This window comes from Sphingomonas sp. BRN-1R (assembly GCF_057748035.1).
Window position 1 is genome coordinate 4210620 of record NZ_CM173236.1, and the last position, 15635, is coordinate 4226254.

Here is a 15635-nt window from a genome sequence, read left to right on the forward strand (position 1 = left end):
GGGCACCTTTCCTCCCCAGGAAACTTTCAAAAGCGCGATCCGCTCTGTCCGCTCCCGGCTAGACTACCGACGTCGGGTACGGCGTGGAATTCCTGCAATCGGCGTGTCGCTTTGTCATCGTCTGAGCGACACTGCGGTGAGTTTCTGTAAATTCTTGACAACCCGCCGGCTTCGGCATCACATCGGGCATGGCGGATCGCAAACTCTTCGCCGGCCACCCGGTACGCCGGCTGCGTCGTCAGGCGGGGCTTACCCAGGTCGCTATGGCGGAGATGCTGGGCATCTCGCCGAGTTACCTCAACCTGGTGGAGCGCAACCAGCGCCCGCTCTCCGCCACGCTGCTGCTCAGGCTGGCCGAGGAGTTCGACTTCGATCCGCGCGCACTGTCGGCGGGCGAGCCCGGCGGCGGCGAAGCGGCGGTGCGGCGGCGGCTGGCGGACGCGATGTTCGCCGATCTCGAACTCGACCGCGCGCAGATCGAGGAATGGATAGCGGCTGCGCCCGGCGGGGTGGAGGCGTTCGCGCGCGCCTATGACCGGATCGGCACGGGCACGGTCGCGCCCGACGACATCACTGGCCCGACCGTGGCGGTGCGCCGCGAGATCGAGCGCTGGCGCGGCCATTTCGGCGATCTCGACGCCGCTGCCGAGGCGCTCGCGGACGAACTGCGGCTCGCGGCGGCGGATGTGTACGGAGCGCTGACCGAACGGCTGCGGGTGAAGCACCAGATCGCCGTCCGCGTGCTGCCGGTCGACGTGATGCCCGATCTGCTGCGCCGGCTCGACCTGCACGCGCGCCAGCTTCAACTGTCCGAGGTGCTCGCGCCCGCCTCGCGCACCTTCGCGGCCGCGTTCCAGCTCGGCCAAATCGAGGCGCGCGCGGAGATCGACGCGCTCGCCAAGGGCGCCGCCTTCGCCGACCGCGCAAGCGAGCGGCTCTACCGCCGCCATCTCGCCAGCTATTTCGCCGCCGCGGTGATGATGCCCTATGCCCGCTTCCTGCGCGCCTGCGAGGCGACGGGCTACGATATCGAACTGCTCCAGCACCGCTTCGGCGCAGGCTTCGAACAGGTCGCGCACCGGCTGACGACGCTCCACCGTGTCGGCGCGCGCGGGCTGCCGTTCTTCTTCGTGCGGGTCGATCGCGCGGGGCAGATCTCCAAGCGCTTCGCCGGCGCGAGCGGGGCGGCGCTCGCCGAGACCGATGCGCGGTGTCCGCTGTGGCGTATCCATGCCGCGTTCGACCGGCCGAGCGCGATGCAGGTCCAGCTCGTCGAGCTAGAGGAGGGCGACCGCTGGCTGACGATCGCACGCACGGTATCGCCGCAGGGGCGCGGCGCGGGCGGCATCCGCGCCGAATTCGCGATCGGGCTCGGGGTCGCGGCGGATCGTGGTGGCGCGCTCGTCGCCGCGCGTGGGCTCGACCTCACCGGCAAGGCGACACCGATCGGGCTGGGCTGCCGCGCCTGTCATCGCAGCGGCTGCCCGCAACGCTCGATGCCGCCGCTCGGCCGCGCGCTGCTCACCAACGAACGCGAGGGCGGGCTCTCCGCCTTCACCTTCGCGGCGGATTAGCGCCCCCTCAGCGCAGCGCGCGTTCGCCTTCGAACATGTAATCGCGCGTGATCGGCAGCGCATGGCGGTTGCGCGCGAACTGGAGCTGGTAGTTGACCAGCCCGCCGTAATGGAACGCCGAGGCCGCCCCGGCGAGGTAGAATTGCCACATCCGGTAGAACGGCTCGTCATACAGTGCGACGATCGCATCGCGCGCCGCCACCGTCCGCTCGTACCACGCATCGAGCGTATGGCCGTAGTGCAGCCGCAGCACCTCCACATCGGTCAGCATCATGCGCAGCCCCTCGTTGGCCGAGACGATCTCGGAGAGCGCCGGGTTGTAGCCGCCGGGGAAGATATACTTCGTCGTCCATCTGTCGGTGACGCCGGGCTTGCCCGCGCGACCGATCGTGTGGAGCAGCATCACGCCGTCTTCGGTCAGCAGGTCGCGGCACTGGCGGAAGAAGGTGCGGTAATGCGCCGGGCCGACATGCTCGAACATGCCGACCGAGACGATCCGGTCGAACTTGCCCGTCACATGGCGATAGTCGATCAGTTCGAAGCGCACCTTGTCGGCGACGCCCGCTTCCTCGGCGCGGCGGCGCGCGACCTTGAGCTGTTCCTCCGACAGGGTGACGCCGAGCACCTCCGCGCCCGTCTTGGCATGGAGGTACAGCGCCATCCCGCCCCAGCCGCAGCCGATGTCGAGCACGGTCATGCCCGGCTGAAGCGCGAGCTTGGCGGCGATATGCGCCTTCTTGTCCGATTGCGCCTGTTCGAGGCTGTTGGCGGGATCGGTGTAATAAGCGCAGCTATATTGCCGGTCGGCATCGAGGAACAGGTCGTACAGCCGGTCGGACAGGTCGTAATGGTGCGCGACGTTGCGCTTCGATCGCTTGGCCATGTTGATCCGGCCGATGCGGTGCGTCACCGCCTCCACCGCGCGGCGCGCGGGCACGGCGGCGAGCCGGTTCGCGCCCGCTTCCCACGGGTCGTTCGAGCTGAGCAGGAAGATCAGGTCGCGCACGTCGCCCTGTTCGACGACGAGGCGGCCGTGCATATACGCCTCGCCCGCGCCGAGTGCCGGATCGCGCACGATCGCGGCGGCGGCGCTTTTGTCGGTAAAGCGGATCGTCACCACCGGGAAACCGGGGGTCGGCGTGCCGAAGGTCTTGGTCTTGCCGTCGGCGTGGTGAACGGTGAGTTGGCCGCGCTGGACCCGCGCGGCGAGGAACATGTCGATCAGGGCCATGCGCGATCCCGTAACGAATTAGATGCCCGCATACCAATCGTAATCGACGGTATCCTCCCAATATCCGCCCTTGCCCCGCCCGACCCCGGCGAGCGAGTCGACCGCATCGATCCGCATCAGATATTTGGCGTGCTTGTAGCCGAGCTGCCGCTCGACCCGCAGCCGCAGCGGCGCGCCGTGGCCGACATCGAGCACATGGTCGTTGAGCGCCCAGGCAAGGATCGTCTGCGGGTGGAAGGCATCGACCAGATCGATCGATTCATAATAGGGCGCGCCATTGTAAAGATCGGCGCAGGTGAACACGACATAGCGCGCCGCGTCGCGGATGCCCGCCGCCTTGAGCAACATGCCGAGCTGCGGCCCGTGCCACTTGCCGATTGCGCTCCACCCCTCGACGCAATCGTGTCGGGTGATCTGCGTGCGCGCGGGCAAACCGCGCACCTGCGCGAGCGACAGGCTGAGCGGCCGCGCCACCAGCCCGCCGACCCGGAGCCGCCAGTGCGCGAAATTCTCCGCCACCATCGCGGTATAATCGGGCGTGCCGGGATTGTGCGTGCCGTTGACGCGAAAGCGCGGCGACATCTCGGCGGCGCTGAACTCGGGGGCGAGCGCGCCGCGGTTCGACAGCGCGCGTTGCAGGCCGCGGTTCATGATCTCGCCCGAGAACAGGATTTTTCGGAACGCCGGCACCTGCGCGACCTTGTCGCAGCCGGACAGCAGCAGCCCGGCACCGGCGGCACCACCGGCGATCAGCGCGCGGCGGGTGAGGATCGTCATGCCTCCTCCTCCGGCACGCGCCAGCGCCCGGTCAGCATCGAACGCACCTCGTTGATCGGCCCGGCGAGGATCACCAGCGTCAGGTGGATGACGATAAAGCCGGTCAGCGCGGCGGCGGCGATGAAATGCACCGAGCGCGCCGACTGCCGCCCGCCGAACAGATCGAGCAGCCACGGCCACGCCGCATCCATTCCCGGCGACATGGCGAGCCCGGTCAGGATCATCGCCGGGATCAGCACGAAGATCACCAGCACGTAGGACAGTTTCTGGAAGATGTTGTACGCCACCGGATCGGCGGGATCGTGAAAGCGCATCGCGAGATGCTCGCGCACGTCATGCCACAGGTTCGCCGCCGACAGATCGCGCAGCCGCACGCGCAGCCGGCGCTGGAAATGCCGGTTGGCGAGGCTCGCGACCATATAGCCGGCGAGGCCGAAGCCGAGCACCAGCGCGAACAGCAGATGCCAGCGCCGTGCGATCGCGAGATTGTAGTGCGCCGGGATCGTCACGTAGCTCGGCCAGTGGATCGTGTTGAGCCACGGCCGGTCGAAGTTCGCGCCGTACGCACCCCAATAGAGGTGCGGATGCGCGTTGAGGATGGTCAGCCCGCTGCCGATCATGATGACGATGGTGACGGCGTTCACCCAGTGCCACAACCGTGTCGCCAGCCGGTGGCGGTACACGGTGCGCGGGCGTCGCGGCGGCGTGGCATCGGCGGAAGACGGGACGGGGTCCATGCGTGTTGCTCTCCTGCTCGACCCGGGCGAGCGCGCGCGGCATAGCGTTTCGGCGCGCGTCGGTGAATGGCGTATGAAGCAGCGAGGGCATATGACCGACTATCACTTCTTCGAACCCGCCAAGGGCCACGGTCTCGCGCACGATCCGATGAACGCGATCGTCGGCCCGCGCCCGATCGGCTGGATCAGCACGCGGAGCGCCGCCGGCGTGCGCAACCTCGCGCCGTACAGCTTCTTCAACATGTTCAACTACAAGCCGCCGATCATCGGCTTCGCCTCGGTCGGCTGGAAGGACAATGTCGCCAACATCGCCGAGACGGGCGAGTTCGTCTGGAACCTCGCGACGCGCGCGCTCGCCGAGGTGATGAACGCCAGCTCCGCTATGGTCGGCCCCGAGGTCGACGAGTTCGACCTGGCGGGGATCGAGTCGTGCCCCTCGCGGCTGGTCGCGCCCGATCGGGTGGCGGCGAGCCCGGTCCAGCTCGAATGCCGCGCCACCCAGACGCTGCGGCTGGAGACCAAGGAGGGCCGTGCGGTCGACACCTGGGTGGTGTTCGGCGAGGTGGTCGGCGTGCATATCGCGCCCGATCTGCTGGAGGACGGCGTGTACCGGACCGGCCGTGCCCGCCCGATCCTGCGCGGCGGCGGTCCGGCCGATTACTTCGAGGTCGGCGAGGAAAATCTGTTCAAACTGTTCCGCCCCGATCAGCCGTAGGCGCGCGCGAAGAACACCACCGTCACCGCCGCCGTCACCGCCAGCGTGCCCGCGCGGACGACGCCGGGCGACAGCCGCTTGCCGAGCCGCGCGCCGACCCAGCCGCCGATGAGGCCACCCAGCAGCATCGGCACGCCCGCATCCCAGCGCACCAGCCCGGTCGAGACGAACACGATCGCCGCCGCGCCATTGGCGACGGTGAGCATCAGCGTGCGCGGCGCGAACAACGCCCGCGGGGTGATGTTGGCGAGCAACCCGTAGGTCGCGGTCAGCATCATGCCGACGCCACCGCCGAAATAGCCGCCATAGATGCCGAGCAGCGCCTGTCCTACCATCAGCGCGCGCGGTCCGATGGTGACGACGCTGTGCAGCGCGGCGGCCGCGCGCGGCCCGAACGCGATCACCAGCGCGGCGGTGAGCAGCAGCCACGGGATCAGCAGATCGAAGATGTGCGTCGGCGTCGAGACGAGCAGCAGGCTGCCGGCGAGGCCGCCGACGAAGGTGATCGCGGCAAGCACGCGCACGTCGACCCCGCCGAGCGGCGCGAGTTCGTCGCGGAAGCCCCAGGCGCTCACGGCTGCACCGGGCAGCACCGAGACGTTCGAGGTCGCATTGGCGGCATTGGCGGGCAGCCCGAGCGCGATCAGCGCGGGCAGCGTCGCGAAGGTGCCGCCGCCCGCGAGCGCGTTCATCGTGCCGCCGGCGATCCCGGCCGTGGCGGCGAGGGCGATGCTACCGAGGTTCAAACGCCGTCACCCTGCACCCATTGTGCTCCCGCGAAGGCGGGAACCCGGTCTGGGCTCCCGCCTTCGCGGGAGCACATCGGCGGAACGCGTGCGTTCACCGGTGGCCTAACCCAAGGCCGCCTGCTTCTCCTCCGCGAGCCGATCAAGCTCCGCCCGGCTCTTCTTCTCGCTCGCGGTCTTGAGCTGACCGCAGGCCGCATCAATATCGCGCCCACGCGGGGTGCGGACGGGCGCGGAGATGCCCGCCTCGAACACGATGTCCGAGAAACGCCGCACCCGCTCGGGCGTCGAGGTCTCGTACGCCGCGCCCGGCCACGGGTTGAACGGGATGAGGTTCACCTTGGCGGGCAGCTTATAGTGTTTGAGAAGCCGCACCAGTTCGTGCGCGTCGGCGTCGCTGTCGTTCTTGTCCTTGAGCATGACATACTCAAAGGTGATGCGCCGCGCGTTGTTCGCACCCGGATAGTCCGCGCACGCCTGCAACAGTTCCTCGATCCCGTATTTGCGGTTGAGCGGCACGATCTCGTCGCGGATCTCCTTGGTGACGCCGTGCAGCGACACCGCGAGATTGACGCCGATCTCCTCGCCAGCGCGCGCCATCATCGGCACCACGCCCGAGGTGGAGAGCGTGATGCGCCGCTTCGACAAGGCAAGCCCGTCGCCGTCCATGACGATGCCGAGCGCGTCGCGTACCGCATCGAAATTGTAGAGCGGCTCACCCATGCCCATCATCACGATGTTGGTGAGCATCCGCCCCTCGGGCTGGCTCGGCCATTCGCCGAGCGCGTCGCGCGCGAGCATCACCTGCCCGACGATCTCGGCGGGCGTGAGATTGCGCACCAGCCGCATCGTGCCGGTGTGGCAGAACCGGCAGTTGAGCGTGCAGCCGACCTGGCTCGACACGCACAGGGTGCCGCGATCCGCATCGGGGATGAACACCGCCTCGTAATCCTCGCCGTCGGGCGCGCGCAGCAGCCATTTGCGCGTACCGTCGGTCGATACCTGCGCCTCGACCACCTCCGGGCGGCTGATCGCGAAGCGATTCGCCAGCCACGGCTGCATCGTCTTGGAGATGTCGGTCATCAGCGCGAAATCGGTCACGCCGCGATTGTAGATCCAGTGCCACAGCTGCTTGGCGCGCAGCTTGGCCTGCTTGGGTTCGAGCTGCGCCGTCTCCAGCGCCATGCGCAAGTCTTGCTTGGACAAGCCGAGCAGATCGATCCGCCCATCGGCACGCGGCACGGCGGCGCGCGGCACGGGCACGGGATCGATGTGCCCGGGGATGGGCATGGGCGCGGCTGAAGCTGTCTGCATGGGCGCGATATAGCAGCTTTGCGCGGGTTTTTCTACTGGCCGTGGCCCATGCACGCCAGCGCCGCCGCGTCGATCGCGGTGGCCGCGCCGCGCAGTGCATAGACATCCGCGAACGGGCCGCCGCTCGCCGCCAGCGTCTCGACGCTCATGCTGCGGCCCGAGCGGATCGCGGTGACGATCGCGGCGTCGGCGCGCGCATCGGGCGCCCAGGCATCGGCGCCGCCCGCCACCAGCTCGAAGCGCCGCTCGCCGACCGACAGCGTGACACGCGCACGCGGGTCGCGCGCACGGCTGAGGCGGACGTGAAGCTGGTTGCGCGCGCCCTGCCCCGGCCAGGTCGCCACGCTGGCGAACGGGCGCCAGCGCGCGCTGCCGCCGCTCTGCACCGGTTGCGCGATCGCATAGCAGTGTTTCGGCGACGGATCGCTGAACGCGCCCCAATTTTCATAGACGCCGATCGCGTCATGCGCGCCACCCGGCGCGGCATACGACAGGAGCCCTACACCTGCGAGAAAGCCGAGCCGCGCTGCCTTGGAACCCATCCTCGCGCTTTCAACCCCGTGTGGCGCAAAAGCAACGGATTTCGGTGTTTATCTGAGGTTCATGCAACGGACGACGCGCCCGCCTATTTGAGCATTCCCCGCCCCGGACGCTGCCCGGCAGTTGCGGGAAAATGGAATGGAGTGAGTATCATGCAGAAGTTTCTTGTCACCGCCGCCACCGCCGCGCTCGCCTTTGGCATTGCCGCTCCCGCGATGGCGCAGGACGGCCCGCCGCCCGCCCCCGTGTCCGGCTCCGCGTTCGACGGTCCGCGCATCGGCGTGCTGCTCGGCTATGACAAGCTCCAGCCCGGTCGCGGTCCGGATTCGGACATCGACAGCAACCGCAAGGCCGACGGCCTGCTCTACGGCGGCGATATCGGCTACGACAAGGATCTCGGCAATGTCGTGATCGGTGCCGAGGCGGAAATCACCGGCTCAACCGGCAAGGTGACCAACGCGCCGACCAGCGCCGCCGCGCTCGGCTACGGCCGCGTCAAGCAGGGCCGCGATCTCTACGCAGGCGTCCGCGTCGGCTTCAAGGCATCGCCGACCACGTTGATCTACGCCAAGGGCGGCTACACCAACGCCCGGCTCGACCTGACCGCGAGCGACGGCTTCACCGAGACCGGCGCGCACTACAATCTCGACGGCTACCGCGTCGGCGCGGGCGTTGAGGAAGCGATCAGCCCGAACACCTACGCCAAGATCGAATATCGCTATTCGAACTACGGCGATGCGCGTCTCGAATATGCCAACGGCAACAACACCAACAATTTCGATGTCGATACCGATCGGCACCAGATTGCGGTGGGCGTCGGCTACCGCTTCTGAGCGGTCGATGACGGGCCGATTTGGCTCAGCGAAGGGGTCGGAGCGCTTGCTCCGGCCCCTTTTCGCGTGAGGGCCCAAACCCGATCACGACAATGGTCGGGACGGAGCGAATTTCAGTGTACAGGTAGGAGCAAGGAGGGCGCGATGGTCTTCCATCGCGAGCGACGCGCGACGCCGCTGTGCGCTGAAATTCGCCCGCCGCTTGCGCGGTCGCCCGGAGAGGGCCGCCGGCCACGTCACACGGTTTGCGCGTGGCTTGTGCCGCGCGTCTGCGCTACGCTTCTTGCCGGCGGCCCTCTCCGGGCGATCACGACCGTTGCCGTGATCGGGTTTGGGCCTTAGGGTGAGGAAACGGCGCATTAACCCCCGGCTCCTAACGCCTGGCGGGACGAGAAGTGGGCTAATCGGCCCGGGGGATTGAGATGAAGGCGACGATCGAACGCGCGACCCTGTTGAAGGGCCTCAGCCATGTGCAATCGGTGGTGGAGCGGCGCAACACCATCCCGATCCTGTCCAACGTGCTGATCGAGGCGACGGCCGAGGGTGGCCTCAAGCTGATGGCGACCGATCTCGATCTCCAGATCAACGAGACGATCGCGGCGGCGGTCGATCAGCCCGGCGCGACCACCGTATCCGCGCACACGTTGTTCGATATCGCGCGGAAACTGCCCGAGGGCTCGCAGGTCAGTCTCGCGGCGGCGGACGGCAAGCTGACGATCGTGGCGGGGCGCGCGCGCTTCCAGCTCGGCACGCTGCCGCGCGACGATTTCCCGGTGATCGCGGAAGGCGAGCTGCCGGTCAGCTTCGAACTGCCCGCCGAGACCTTGAAGCAGATCATCGACAAGACCCGCTTCGCGATCTCCACCGAGGAGACGCGCTATTATCTCAACGGGATCTTCCTGCACGTCTCGGCCGATCCGCAGCCGGTGCTCAAGGCCGCCGCCACCGATGGCCACCGCCTCGCTCGCGTGACGATGCCGCGCCCCGAAGGCGCCGAGACGATGCCCGACGTGATCGTGCCGCGTAAGTGCATCGCCGAGCTGCGCAAATTGCTCGACGAGGTCGACGCGCTGGTCGGCGTGTCGCTATCTTCGACCAAGATCCGCTTCGATCTGGGGCATGCGCTGCTCACCTCGAAGCTGATCGACGGCACCTTCCCCGATTACAGCCGCGTGATCCCGACCGGCAACGACAAGATCCTCAAGATCGATCCGCGCAGTTTCGAGGAAGGCGTCGACCGCGTATCGACCATCGCCACCGAAAAGACGCGCGCGGTCAAGATGGCGCTCGACCGCGACAAGATCATCCTGTCGGTGACGAGCCCGGACAACGGCACCGCCGCCGAGGAAGTGCCCGGCGAATATGTCTCGCTCCCGTTCGAGATCGGCTTCAACAGCCGTTACCTGCTCGACATCCTCGGCCAGTTGGATGGCGATACCGTCGAGGTCCATCTTGCTGATGCCGCCGCGCCGACGCTGATCCGTGAGAACGACAAGGCCGCCGCACTGTATGTCCTGATGCCGATGCGGGTGTGACGCACTGATCTGAGTCAACCGGGAGCGTAACGTGCCGCATATCGCACGGCCTGCCGCGTGCGCCACTGCGGCGGTGCGGCTTTCCGCGTGATGTCCCGTTGACGGCCGCCGGTGTTTGCCGGTTGCCTGAAAGGACACAGCATGGCCGTGAAATTCGCCGGGACGATGAACGCGATCAATCGCGGACTGGAAACGACCAAGCCCGCCAAGGGCGCCGACATGGTCGAAGATTGGGAAGCCGCCCTCGCCGAGATCGACACGCCGGGCGCGAAGGGCATTCTGCGCGACCTCGGGTCGCTGCGCAAACAGCTCGAGAAGGACGAGCCCGACGCCGATCGGGTGCATGCGCTGCTGCACCGGCTCGGCGCCGCCACGACCAAGATCGCCGACAAGGCCGAGACCAATCAGGAGAAGCTCAAGGCGCTCGGCGAGGCGCTGACCGAAGCGGGCGAGGACCAGCCCGACGAGGAACATGATGAGGAAGCCGCCGCCGCCCCGAAGCGCGGGCGCAAGAAGTAAGACACGGGGCGGGCGCCGGACGAGGCGTCCGCCCGCCTTATTGCAGCGTCACCGAATCCTCACCGTCGTGGCGGCCGAAGAACTGCATGAGCTGGATGATAAGCTCGGCGCGCTCCTCGATATCGGGCGATTCGAGCAAGGCCTGTTTCGCCGCCACGTCGAACGGCGCGATCTGCGCGATGCCGTTGACCAAAGCCTCGTCATCGAGCCGCGTCACCGCATCCCAATCGACCGCATAGCCCTGCGCATCCGCAAAAGCGCGCGATTCGCTCTCCAGCAGCGAGCGGCGCGGCAGCGACAGCATCTCGGGCTCGTCCGGCACCGGCAGCAGTTCCGCCTCGACCTGGCGGAACGGCGTGGTCACGTCGAGTTCGCGGACGATGCGGAACAGCGCGACACCCTCCAGCACCAGATTGTAGCGGCCGTCCTCGCTCGCCTCGAACTCGCCGATCTTGCCGACGCAGCCGATCTCGAACAGCGGCGGCGAATCTTTCCGCGTGATCTTCCCGGTGCGTGGCTGGATCATGCCGATGCGTCGATCGCGCGCCATCGCATCGGACACCATCGCGCGGTAGCGCGGCTCGAAGATGTGCAGCGGCAGGTGCATGCGCGGGAACAGTAAAGCCCCCGGCAGCGGGAAGACCGACAGGCGCGTGGTCTTCGCGCCCGATCTGCCGTCGTCGCTCATCCGAACAGGATCGCGGAGAGTTTGCGACGTTGCGCGGACACCCATGGATCTTCCAGCCCGACCACCTCGAACAGCTTGAGCAACTGCGTGCGCGCGGCCGCCTCGTTCCACGCCTTGTCCTCGGCGATCATCGCGAGCAGCGTGGCGGCGGCGGCATCGCGATCGCCCGCCGCCATCTGACCGCCGGCGAGTTCGAAGCGCTTGTCCATGTCGTGCGGGTTGGCGGCGACCTCGGCCTCGAGCGCGGCGAGATCGTCCACCGGCTTCGCCTCGCGCGCGAGCGCCAGCGCGGCCTTGGCACGCTCGATCTCGGGCGATTTGGCGACCCCCTCGGGCAGCGCGGCGATCGCGGCATCGGCCTCCTCGACCCGGTGCGCCGCCACCAGCGCGCGGACATGGCCCGACAAAGCGGCGGGGTGCTCGGGCGCCATTTCGGCGATCTGCGCGAAGATGCTCGCTGCACGCTCCGCATCGCCATCGGCCAGCACCTGCTCGCCCATCGCGAGGAGCGGCTCGATTTCGGCTTCGAGCGCGGCCTCCTCGCTCTCGATCGGCAATTGCTTGAGGATCTGGTCGAGCATCGTGCGCAACTGCGATTCGGTGCGCGCCGGCGTCAGATCCGCGACGAGCTGGCCCTGGAACATCGCATAGACGGTCGGGATCGACTTGATCTGGAATTGCGACGCGATGAACTGGTTCTTGTCGGTATCGACCTTCGCCAGCACCACGCCCTTGTCGGCATAGGCGGCGGCGACCTTCTCCAGGATCGGCGTCAGCGCCTTGCACGGCCCGCACCACTCTGCCCAGAAATCGATGATGACGAGGCTCGTCATCGACGGTTCGACCACGTCGCGGCGGAAGCTCTCGACGGCTTCGCGTTCGGCGGCGTTCAATCCCAGGGTGGCCAAAGGTAGCGCTCCAATGCTCGATACTGTGGTGCCTTATGTGGGCGCTTGCGCCGACAAGCCAAGGCTTTTCGCGACATTCGCCAAGAACGTGAATATGGGGGTTGCCAGCACGGACGAGCACAGCTAATAGCCGCGCCTCACCCAGCCTTCCGGCGCTTCGGAGGGCACATCGCCAGAGCGGGCGTAGCTCAGGGGTAGAGCACAACCTTGCCAAGGTTGGGGTCGAGGGTTCGAATCCCTTCGCCCGCTCCAGATCTTCCAATATACTTTCGTGATTTAGGCTCCCTCGCGGGCCCTTACGGTGCTTACAGGGTAAGCCCGATGCTGCGTGTAAGCGTGGTGTAAGCGGCATAACCTTCCACTCTGTATTTCAGGTCTAGGGCTGGCTTTTTCGGGATCACCGACGCGCCGCAAGCAGCTGCTTTCAGCTACCGCAGAGAGCCGCACAGACGTCCCTGCCCCTCCAGCATCAGCCCTGCTGTTGATTCGCTGACAGGGTGCGCGAGCCTCGAATCATCAGCCACGAGGCTGAGGACGCCGCCAGATAAAATCAAATTATACTTCTCACAGTAACTCTTCTGTAGAAGCCTATCTAGGATAAAATTCGATAAACATGAGACATCTCGCAATACTGTTTTGCCAGACGCAACTCCTCTACGATTTATTGCCGTCAGATTGCTTCCGCTGTGTTTCCCGCGGAAGCGGGTGCAGAAAGTGGGAACTGGCATATGCCGGGACTGACAAAGCGCTTTGTTGAAAGCGCCGAAGCCATAGACGCTGATCTCTTTGTTTAGGACGACGACGTGCAAGGGTTTGGGCTCCGCGTCTTCAAGTCCGGACGTCGAACCTACTTCGTTCAGTACCGGATCGGAAGGCTCACCCGCCGCGTCACGATTGGAAGTCACGGAGTCTGGACCCTGGAAACGGCGCGACGGGAGGCGAAGTCGCTCCTCGGCTACCAGAACCAGCTAACCGCTAGAGCAATCCACGCCATCAGCGGCGATCCCGATCCACGGCAAGTTCTCTACGATAGGCGATCGAAGACGACCTCGGCCCCTCGGTGAAACGTCCACCCGATGATTGCACCCAATATGACCTCGTAGCCGCGGCGGATTGAGCGCATCAATCGTACGGTAGGGCCACAAGCCAGCAGCAATGTTGGACAGGCCCGCATCGCCACACGGAGATGAGGATGCCGGCGGGCGGCCAAGGCGGCGGGAGCGACCAAACGGCCATCTAAGCCTCGACCGGCGCACCATTGAAGGATCCCATGCGGCTCACCAGGATCGTGCCCGCGATTCCGACCAGGGTTCCTACAATTCGTCCCGACAGAGAGAGACGACTGCCATGCAGCGGCTCCTGCGACACGATCACGGTGAGATAGCCGCCCAGCATGCTCCGGCCAGCTGGAGCGCGGCCGCCAGTTCGCAGGCGGCCGTAGCAGCGCCGGAGCAGCGCACGATGAACAATCGTCCCCGCGTCCGTCCTATGGGCGCGGGGATTTGCAAAGACGTCCATCGCGCTGATCCTAGTGAGCGGGTGCGCATCGCCGGGCGAGCGCCGCCCGCCGGGAAGTCCCATGTTTGCCGATTATCCACTCTTCATTGCGGGCCAGTCGGAGTAGCCGTTGGCGTCTCCACCGTACCGATATTGCTTCGGCGCCTCAGCCAGCGGTGCGCCGCTCGCAAGACGGCTGACAAGGTCGGGATTGGCAATGAACGGCCGCCCGAAACTGAACAAATCAGCGCCACCTTCAGCCAGCGTCTCCTCGGCGAGCGCGAGCGTGTATTGGTTGTTCGCTATGTAGATGCCGGCGAAGCGCTTGCGGAGCGCCCTCAGATCGATCGCGCCAGAAGCTTCCCGGCTCTGCTGCGTAACGCCCTCAATCTCGTGGATGTAGAGCAAATCCCAGCCTGGAAAGGGCATCGACATAGGCGCCGAACGTCTCCATCGGTGTGCTGTCGAGCGGCGTTTCGCCAGGCGTGGTCGTCGAGGACGAGATCCGGACGCCGACCCGCTTTGCCCCCACACACTGATGACGGCTTCGATCACGGCCAGCGGGAAGCGCAGCCGGTTCGCAACCGAGCCGCCGTACCGGTCGGTGCGATGTTGTGCTGTCGCGAACGAATTGCTCGACAAGGTAGTTGTTGGCAGAATGCACTTCCACGCCATCGAAGCCGGCGACCTTGGCGTTTTCAGCCGCGCGTCGATAGTCCTCGACGATGGGCGGGATGTCGCCGGTCGCAAGCGCGCGCGGCGTGACGAAATCCTTCATGCCATCATGCACACGAATCTGCCCCTCCGGACGGATCGCGGAGGGCGCAACCGGAAGGGCGCCTCTCAGCATGTCCGGGTGTGACATTCGACCGGTGTGCCACAACTGCAGGACGATCTTGCCGTCTTGGCGATGCACTGCATCGGTGACGCGTCGCCATGCTGTGAGCGCCGAAGTAAAACTGACCCACTCGTCGTTTGAAATCTGACCCACCGGTTATGATCAGCTTCCAGCTGAGGAGGCCCGGATGGTTGGGGATGAGATGGCGATGGAGATCCGGGTTTTGTCGAAGCATGGCAAAGGTGTGCGCGAGATCGCGCGCGAGCTTGGATGCTCGCGCAGTACGGTTCGGCGGTATCTGCGGGAGCCGTCGGCGGATCGGTATCGACCGCGGACGGCGCGGCCGACGAAGCTGGACGAACATCGGGACTATATCGCGGCGCGGCTGAGGGCCGCGGCGCCCGAGGCGATACCCGCGAAGGTGCTGCTGAGCGAAATTCGTGAGCGCGGTTACAGCGGCGGTTATACGATGGTGAAGGCTTATGTGGCGTCGCTTCGTCCGCTGGGCGCGGTAGAGCCTGTGGTGCGCTTCGAAACCGAGCCGGGGCAACAGATGCAGGTTGACTGCGCGGTTATTCGTCGAGGCGAGAAGCGCTTATCGCTGTTGTCGCGACGCTCGGCTGGAGTCGGGCGGCCTATCTCGAGTTCGTCGAGGATGAGCGGGTCGAGACGTTGATCTCCTGTCACGAGCACGCCTTCCTTGCGTTTGGCGGGGTGCCGCGTGACGTCTTGTACGACAACATGAAGACGGTCGTGCTTGGTCGCGACGTTTACGGCAAAGGCGAGCACCGCTTCAATCCGGCGTTCCTCGACTTTATTCGGCATGCTGGTTTCCGAGCACGGCTATGCCAGCCCTACCGCGCGAAAACCAAGGGCAAGGTCGAGCGCTTCATCCGCTACGTCCGCGGCAGTTTCTGGGTGCCGCTGACGAGCCGCCTGCGGACCGAGGGTCTGGAAGTTGACCGCGAGCTCGCCAATGCGGCGGTAAGCCGTTGGCTACGCGAGGTAGCCAATGCGCGTGTTCACGCCACGACCGGCGAAGTGCCGCTGGAGCGGCTCGAGATCGAACGCAGCGAGCTTCAGGCGCTTGCGCCACCCTATGCGGGTAAAAGCACGAGGCTCATCACGCCAAACGAGCGGCCAATCGTCGGCTTCCAGCACCCGTTGTTGATGTATGACAGTT

At 66.3% G+C, this 15635-nt stretch carries 15 protein-coding genes, 1 tRNA gene and 2 pseudogenes; 8 read left to right on the forward strand and 10 right to left on the reverse strand.

Going from position 1 to position 15635, the window contains the following annotated elements; genetic code table 11:
* Positions 1-188 precede the first annotated feature (188 nt).
* On the forward strand, positions 189-1574 hold the full coding sequence (locus AC3ANX_RS19715; protein WP_488334913.1) for a helix-turn-helix domain-containing protein: 1386 nt from the start codon (positions 189-191) through the stop codon (positions 1572-1574).
* Positions 1575-1581: 7 nt separating this feature from the next.
* On the opposite strand, the gene AC3ANX_RS19720 is transcribed toward AC3ANX_RS19715, so the two are convergent.
* Genes AC3ANX_RS19720 through AC3ANX_RS19730 form a run of 3 tightly spaced genes read right to left on the reverse strand, consistent with a single transcriptional unit; the run spans position 1582 to position 4319 of the window.
* Positions 1582-2805 (reverse strand): class I SAM-dependent methyltransferase, encoded by a 1224-nt coding sequence (locus AC3ANX_RS19720; RefSeq protein WP_488334914.1) that lies wholly within the window; start codon positions 2803-2805, stop codon positions 1582-1584.
* Positions 2806-2823: 18 nt separating this feature from the next.
* Positions 2824-3582, reverse strand: coding sequence for a molybdopterin-dependent oxidoreductase (locus AC3ANX_RS19725; protein WP_488334915.1), 759 nt, complete (start codon positions 3580-3582; stop codon positions 2824-2826).
* Positions 3579-4319 carry a cytochrome b/b6 domain-containing protein gene (locus tag AC3ANX_RS19730; protein ID WP_488334916.1) on the reverse strand — a complete coding sequence of 247 codons (741 nt, stop codon included), beginning with the start codon at positions 4317-4319 and terminating at the stop codon, positions 3579-3581. The genes AC3ANX_RS19725 and AC3ANX_RS19730 overlap by 4 nt, the downstream gene beginning before the upstream one ends.
* Before the next feature lie 91 nt (positions 4320-4410).
* Between AC3ANX_RS19730 and AC3ANX_RS19735 the strand changes: the two genes are divergently transcribed.
* Positions 4411-5034: a flavin reductase family protein gene (locus tag AC3ANX_RS19735; RefSeq protein ID WP_488334917.1), complete on the forward strand. Its 624-nt coding sequence runs from the start codon at positions 4411-4413 to the stop codon at positions 5032-5034.
* Here AC3ANX_RS19735 and AC3ANX_RS19740 read toward each other — a convergent pair.
* From AC3ANX_RS19740 to AC3ANX_RS19750, 3 genes are all read right to left on the reverse strand, one after another.
* The gene (locus AC3ANX_RS19740; protein WP_488334918.1) at positions 5025-5780 is read right to left on the reverse strand and encodes a sulfite exporter TauE/SafE family protein; all 756 of its coding nucleotides are present in this window, start codon (positions 5778-5780) and stop codon (positions 5025-5027) included. The genes AC3ANX_RS19735 and AC3ANX_RS19740 overlap by 10 nt on opposite strands.
* Before the next feature lie 105 nt (positions 5781-5885).
* Positions 5886-7070, reverse strand: coding sequence for a dual-specificity RNA methyltransferase RlmN (gene rlmN / locus AC3ANX_RS19745; protein WP_488334919.1), 1185 nt, complete (start codon positions 7068-7070; stop codon positions 5886-5888).
* A gap of 56 nt (positions 7071-7126) precedes the next feature.
* A complete protein-coding gene (locus tag AC3ANX_RS19750; protein ID WP_488334920.1) occupies positions 7127-7636 on the reverse strand; it encodes a hypothetical protein in 510 nt (169 codons plus the stop codon).
* A 150-nt stretch (positions 7637-7786) separates the two neighbouring features.
* Between AC3ANX_RS19750 and AC3ANX_RS19755 the strand changes: the two genes are divergently transcribed.
* The 3 genes from AC3ANX_RS19755 to AC3ANX_RS19765 all read left to right on the forward strand — a co-directional run bounded on the left by AC3ANX_RS19755 (position 7787) and on the right by AC3ANX_RS19765 (position 10521).
* Positions 7787-8467, forward strand: a complete 681-nt coding sequence (locus AC3ANX_RS19755; protein WP_488334921.1) for an outer membrane protein — start codon at positions 7787-7789, stop codon at positions 8465-8467.
* A gap of 422 nt (positions 8468-8889) precedes the next feature.
* Entirely contained in the window at positions 8890-10002 is a 1113-nt protein-coding gene (dnaN, locus tag AC3ANX_RS19760) for a DNA polymerase III subunit beta (RefSeq protein ID WP_488334922.1), read from the forward strand.
* 141 nt (positions 10003-10143) lie between these two features.
* On the forward strand, positions 10144-10521 hold the full coding sequence (locus AC3ANX_RS19765; protein WP_488334923.1) for a hypothetical protein: 378 nt from the start codon (positions 10144-10146) through the stop codon (positions 10519-10521).
* Between the two features lie 37 nt (positions 10522-10558).
* Here the strand turns inward: AC3ANX_RS19765 and AC3ANX_RS19770 are convergent, their stop codons facing one another.
* Positions 10559-11209 carry an LON peptidase substrate-binding domain-containing protein gene (locus tag AC3ANX_RS19770; RefSeq protein ID WP_488334924.1) on the reverse strand — a complete coding sequence of 217 codons (651 nt, stop codon included), beginning with the start codon at positions 11207-11209 and terminating at the stop codon, positions 10559-10561.
* On the reverse strand, positions 11206-12102 hold the full coding sequence (locus AC3ANX_RS19775) for a tetratricopeptide repeat protein (RefSeq protein WP_488337012.1): 897 nt from the start codon (positions 12100-12102) through the stop codon (positions 11206-11208). Before AC3ANX_RS19775 ends, AC3ANX_RS19770 begins: the two co-directional genes overlap by 4 nt.
* A 192-nt stretch (positions 12103-12294) precedes the next feature.
* On the opposite strand from AC3ANX_RS19775, the gene AC3ANX_RS19780 reads away from it, so the two are divergent.
* Both AC3ANX_RS19780 and AC3ANX_RS19785 read left to right on the forward strand, forming a co-directional pair.
* A tRNA-Gly gene (locus AC3ANX_RS19780) sits at positions 12295-12369 on the forward strand.
* 551 nt (positions 12370-12920) lie between these two features.
* Positions 12921-13181 carry an Arm DNA-binding domain-containing protein gene (locus tag AC3ANX_RS19785; RefSeq protein WP_488334925.1) on the forward strand — a complete coding sequence of 87 codons (261 nt, stop codon included), beginning with the start codon at positions 12921-12923 and terminating at the stop codon, positions 13179-13181.
* Between the two features lie 172 nt (positions 13182-13353).
* On the opposite strand, the gene AC3ANX_RS19790 is transcribed toward AC3ANX_RS19785, so the two are convergent.
* A complete protein-coding gene (locus tag AC3ANX_RS19790) occupies positions 13354-13512 on the reverse strand; it encodes a hypothetical protein (protein WP_488334926.1) in 159 nt (52 codons plus the stop codon).
* Between the two features lie 195 nt (positions 13513-13707).
* Positions 13708-14605: pseudogene (locus AC3ANX_RS19795) on the reverse strand (oxidoreductase).
* A gap of 34 nt (positions 14606-14639) precedes the next feature.
* On the opposite strand from AC3ANX_RS19795, the pseudogene istA reads away from it, so the two are divergent.
* Positions 14640-15634, forward strand: a pseudogene (gene istA, locus AC3ANX_RS19800) (IS21 family transposase); the annotation flags it as partial.
* Position 15635: the final 1 nt, after the last annotated feature.

Coding starts and splice junctions, on each gene's coding strand:
- AC3ANX_RS19715 (WP_488334913.1), top strand. CDS start 189: ATGGCGGATCGCAAACTCTTCGCCGGCCACCCGGTACGCCGGCTGCGT.
- AC3ANX_RS19720 (WP_488334914.1), bottom strand. CDS start 2,805: ATGGCCCTGATCGACATGTTCCTCGCCGCGCGGGTCCAGCGCGGCCAA.
- AC3ANX_RS19725 (WP_488334915.1), bottom strand. CDS start 3,582: ATGACGATCCTCACCCGCCGCGCGCTGATCGCCGGTGGTGCCGCCGGT.
- AC3ANX_RS19730 (WP_488334916.1), bottom strand. CDS start 4,319: ATGGACCCCGTCCCGTCTTCCGCCGATGCCACGCCGCCGCGACGCCCG.
- AC3ANX_RS19735 (WP_488334917.1), top strand. CDS start 4,411: ATGACCGACTATCACTTCTTCGAACCCGCCAAGGGCCACGGTCTCGCG.
- rlmN (WP_488334919.1), bottom strand. CDS start 7,070: ATGCCCATCCCCGGGCACATCGATCCCGTGCCCGTGCCGCGCGCCGCC.
- AC3ANX_RS19750 (WP_488334920.1), bottom strand. CDS start 7,636: ATGGGTTCCAAGGCAGCGCGGCTCGGCTTTCTCGCAGGTGTAGGGCTC.
- AC3ANX_RS19755 (WP_488334921.1), top strand. CDS start 7,787: ATGCAGAAGTTTCTTGTCACCGCCGCCACCGCCGCGCTCGCCTTTGGC.
- dnaN (WP_488334922.1), top strand. CDS start 8,890: ATGAAGGCGACGATCGAACGCGCGACCCTGTTGAAGGGCCTCAGCCAT.
- AC3ANX_RS19765 (WP_488334923.1), top strand. CDS start 10,144: ATGGCCGTGAAATTCGCCGGGACGATGAACGCGATCAATCGCGGACTG.
- AC3ANX_RS19770 (WP_488334924.1), bottom strand. CDS start 11,209: ATGAGCGACGACGGCAGATCGGGCGCGAAGACCACGCGCCTGTCGGTC.
- AC3ANX_RS19790 (WP_488334926.1), bottom strand. CDS start 13,512: ATGCTGGGCGGCTATCTCACCGTGATCGTGTCGCAGGAGCCGCTGCAT.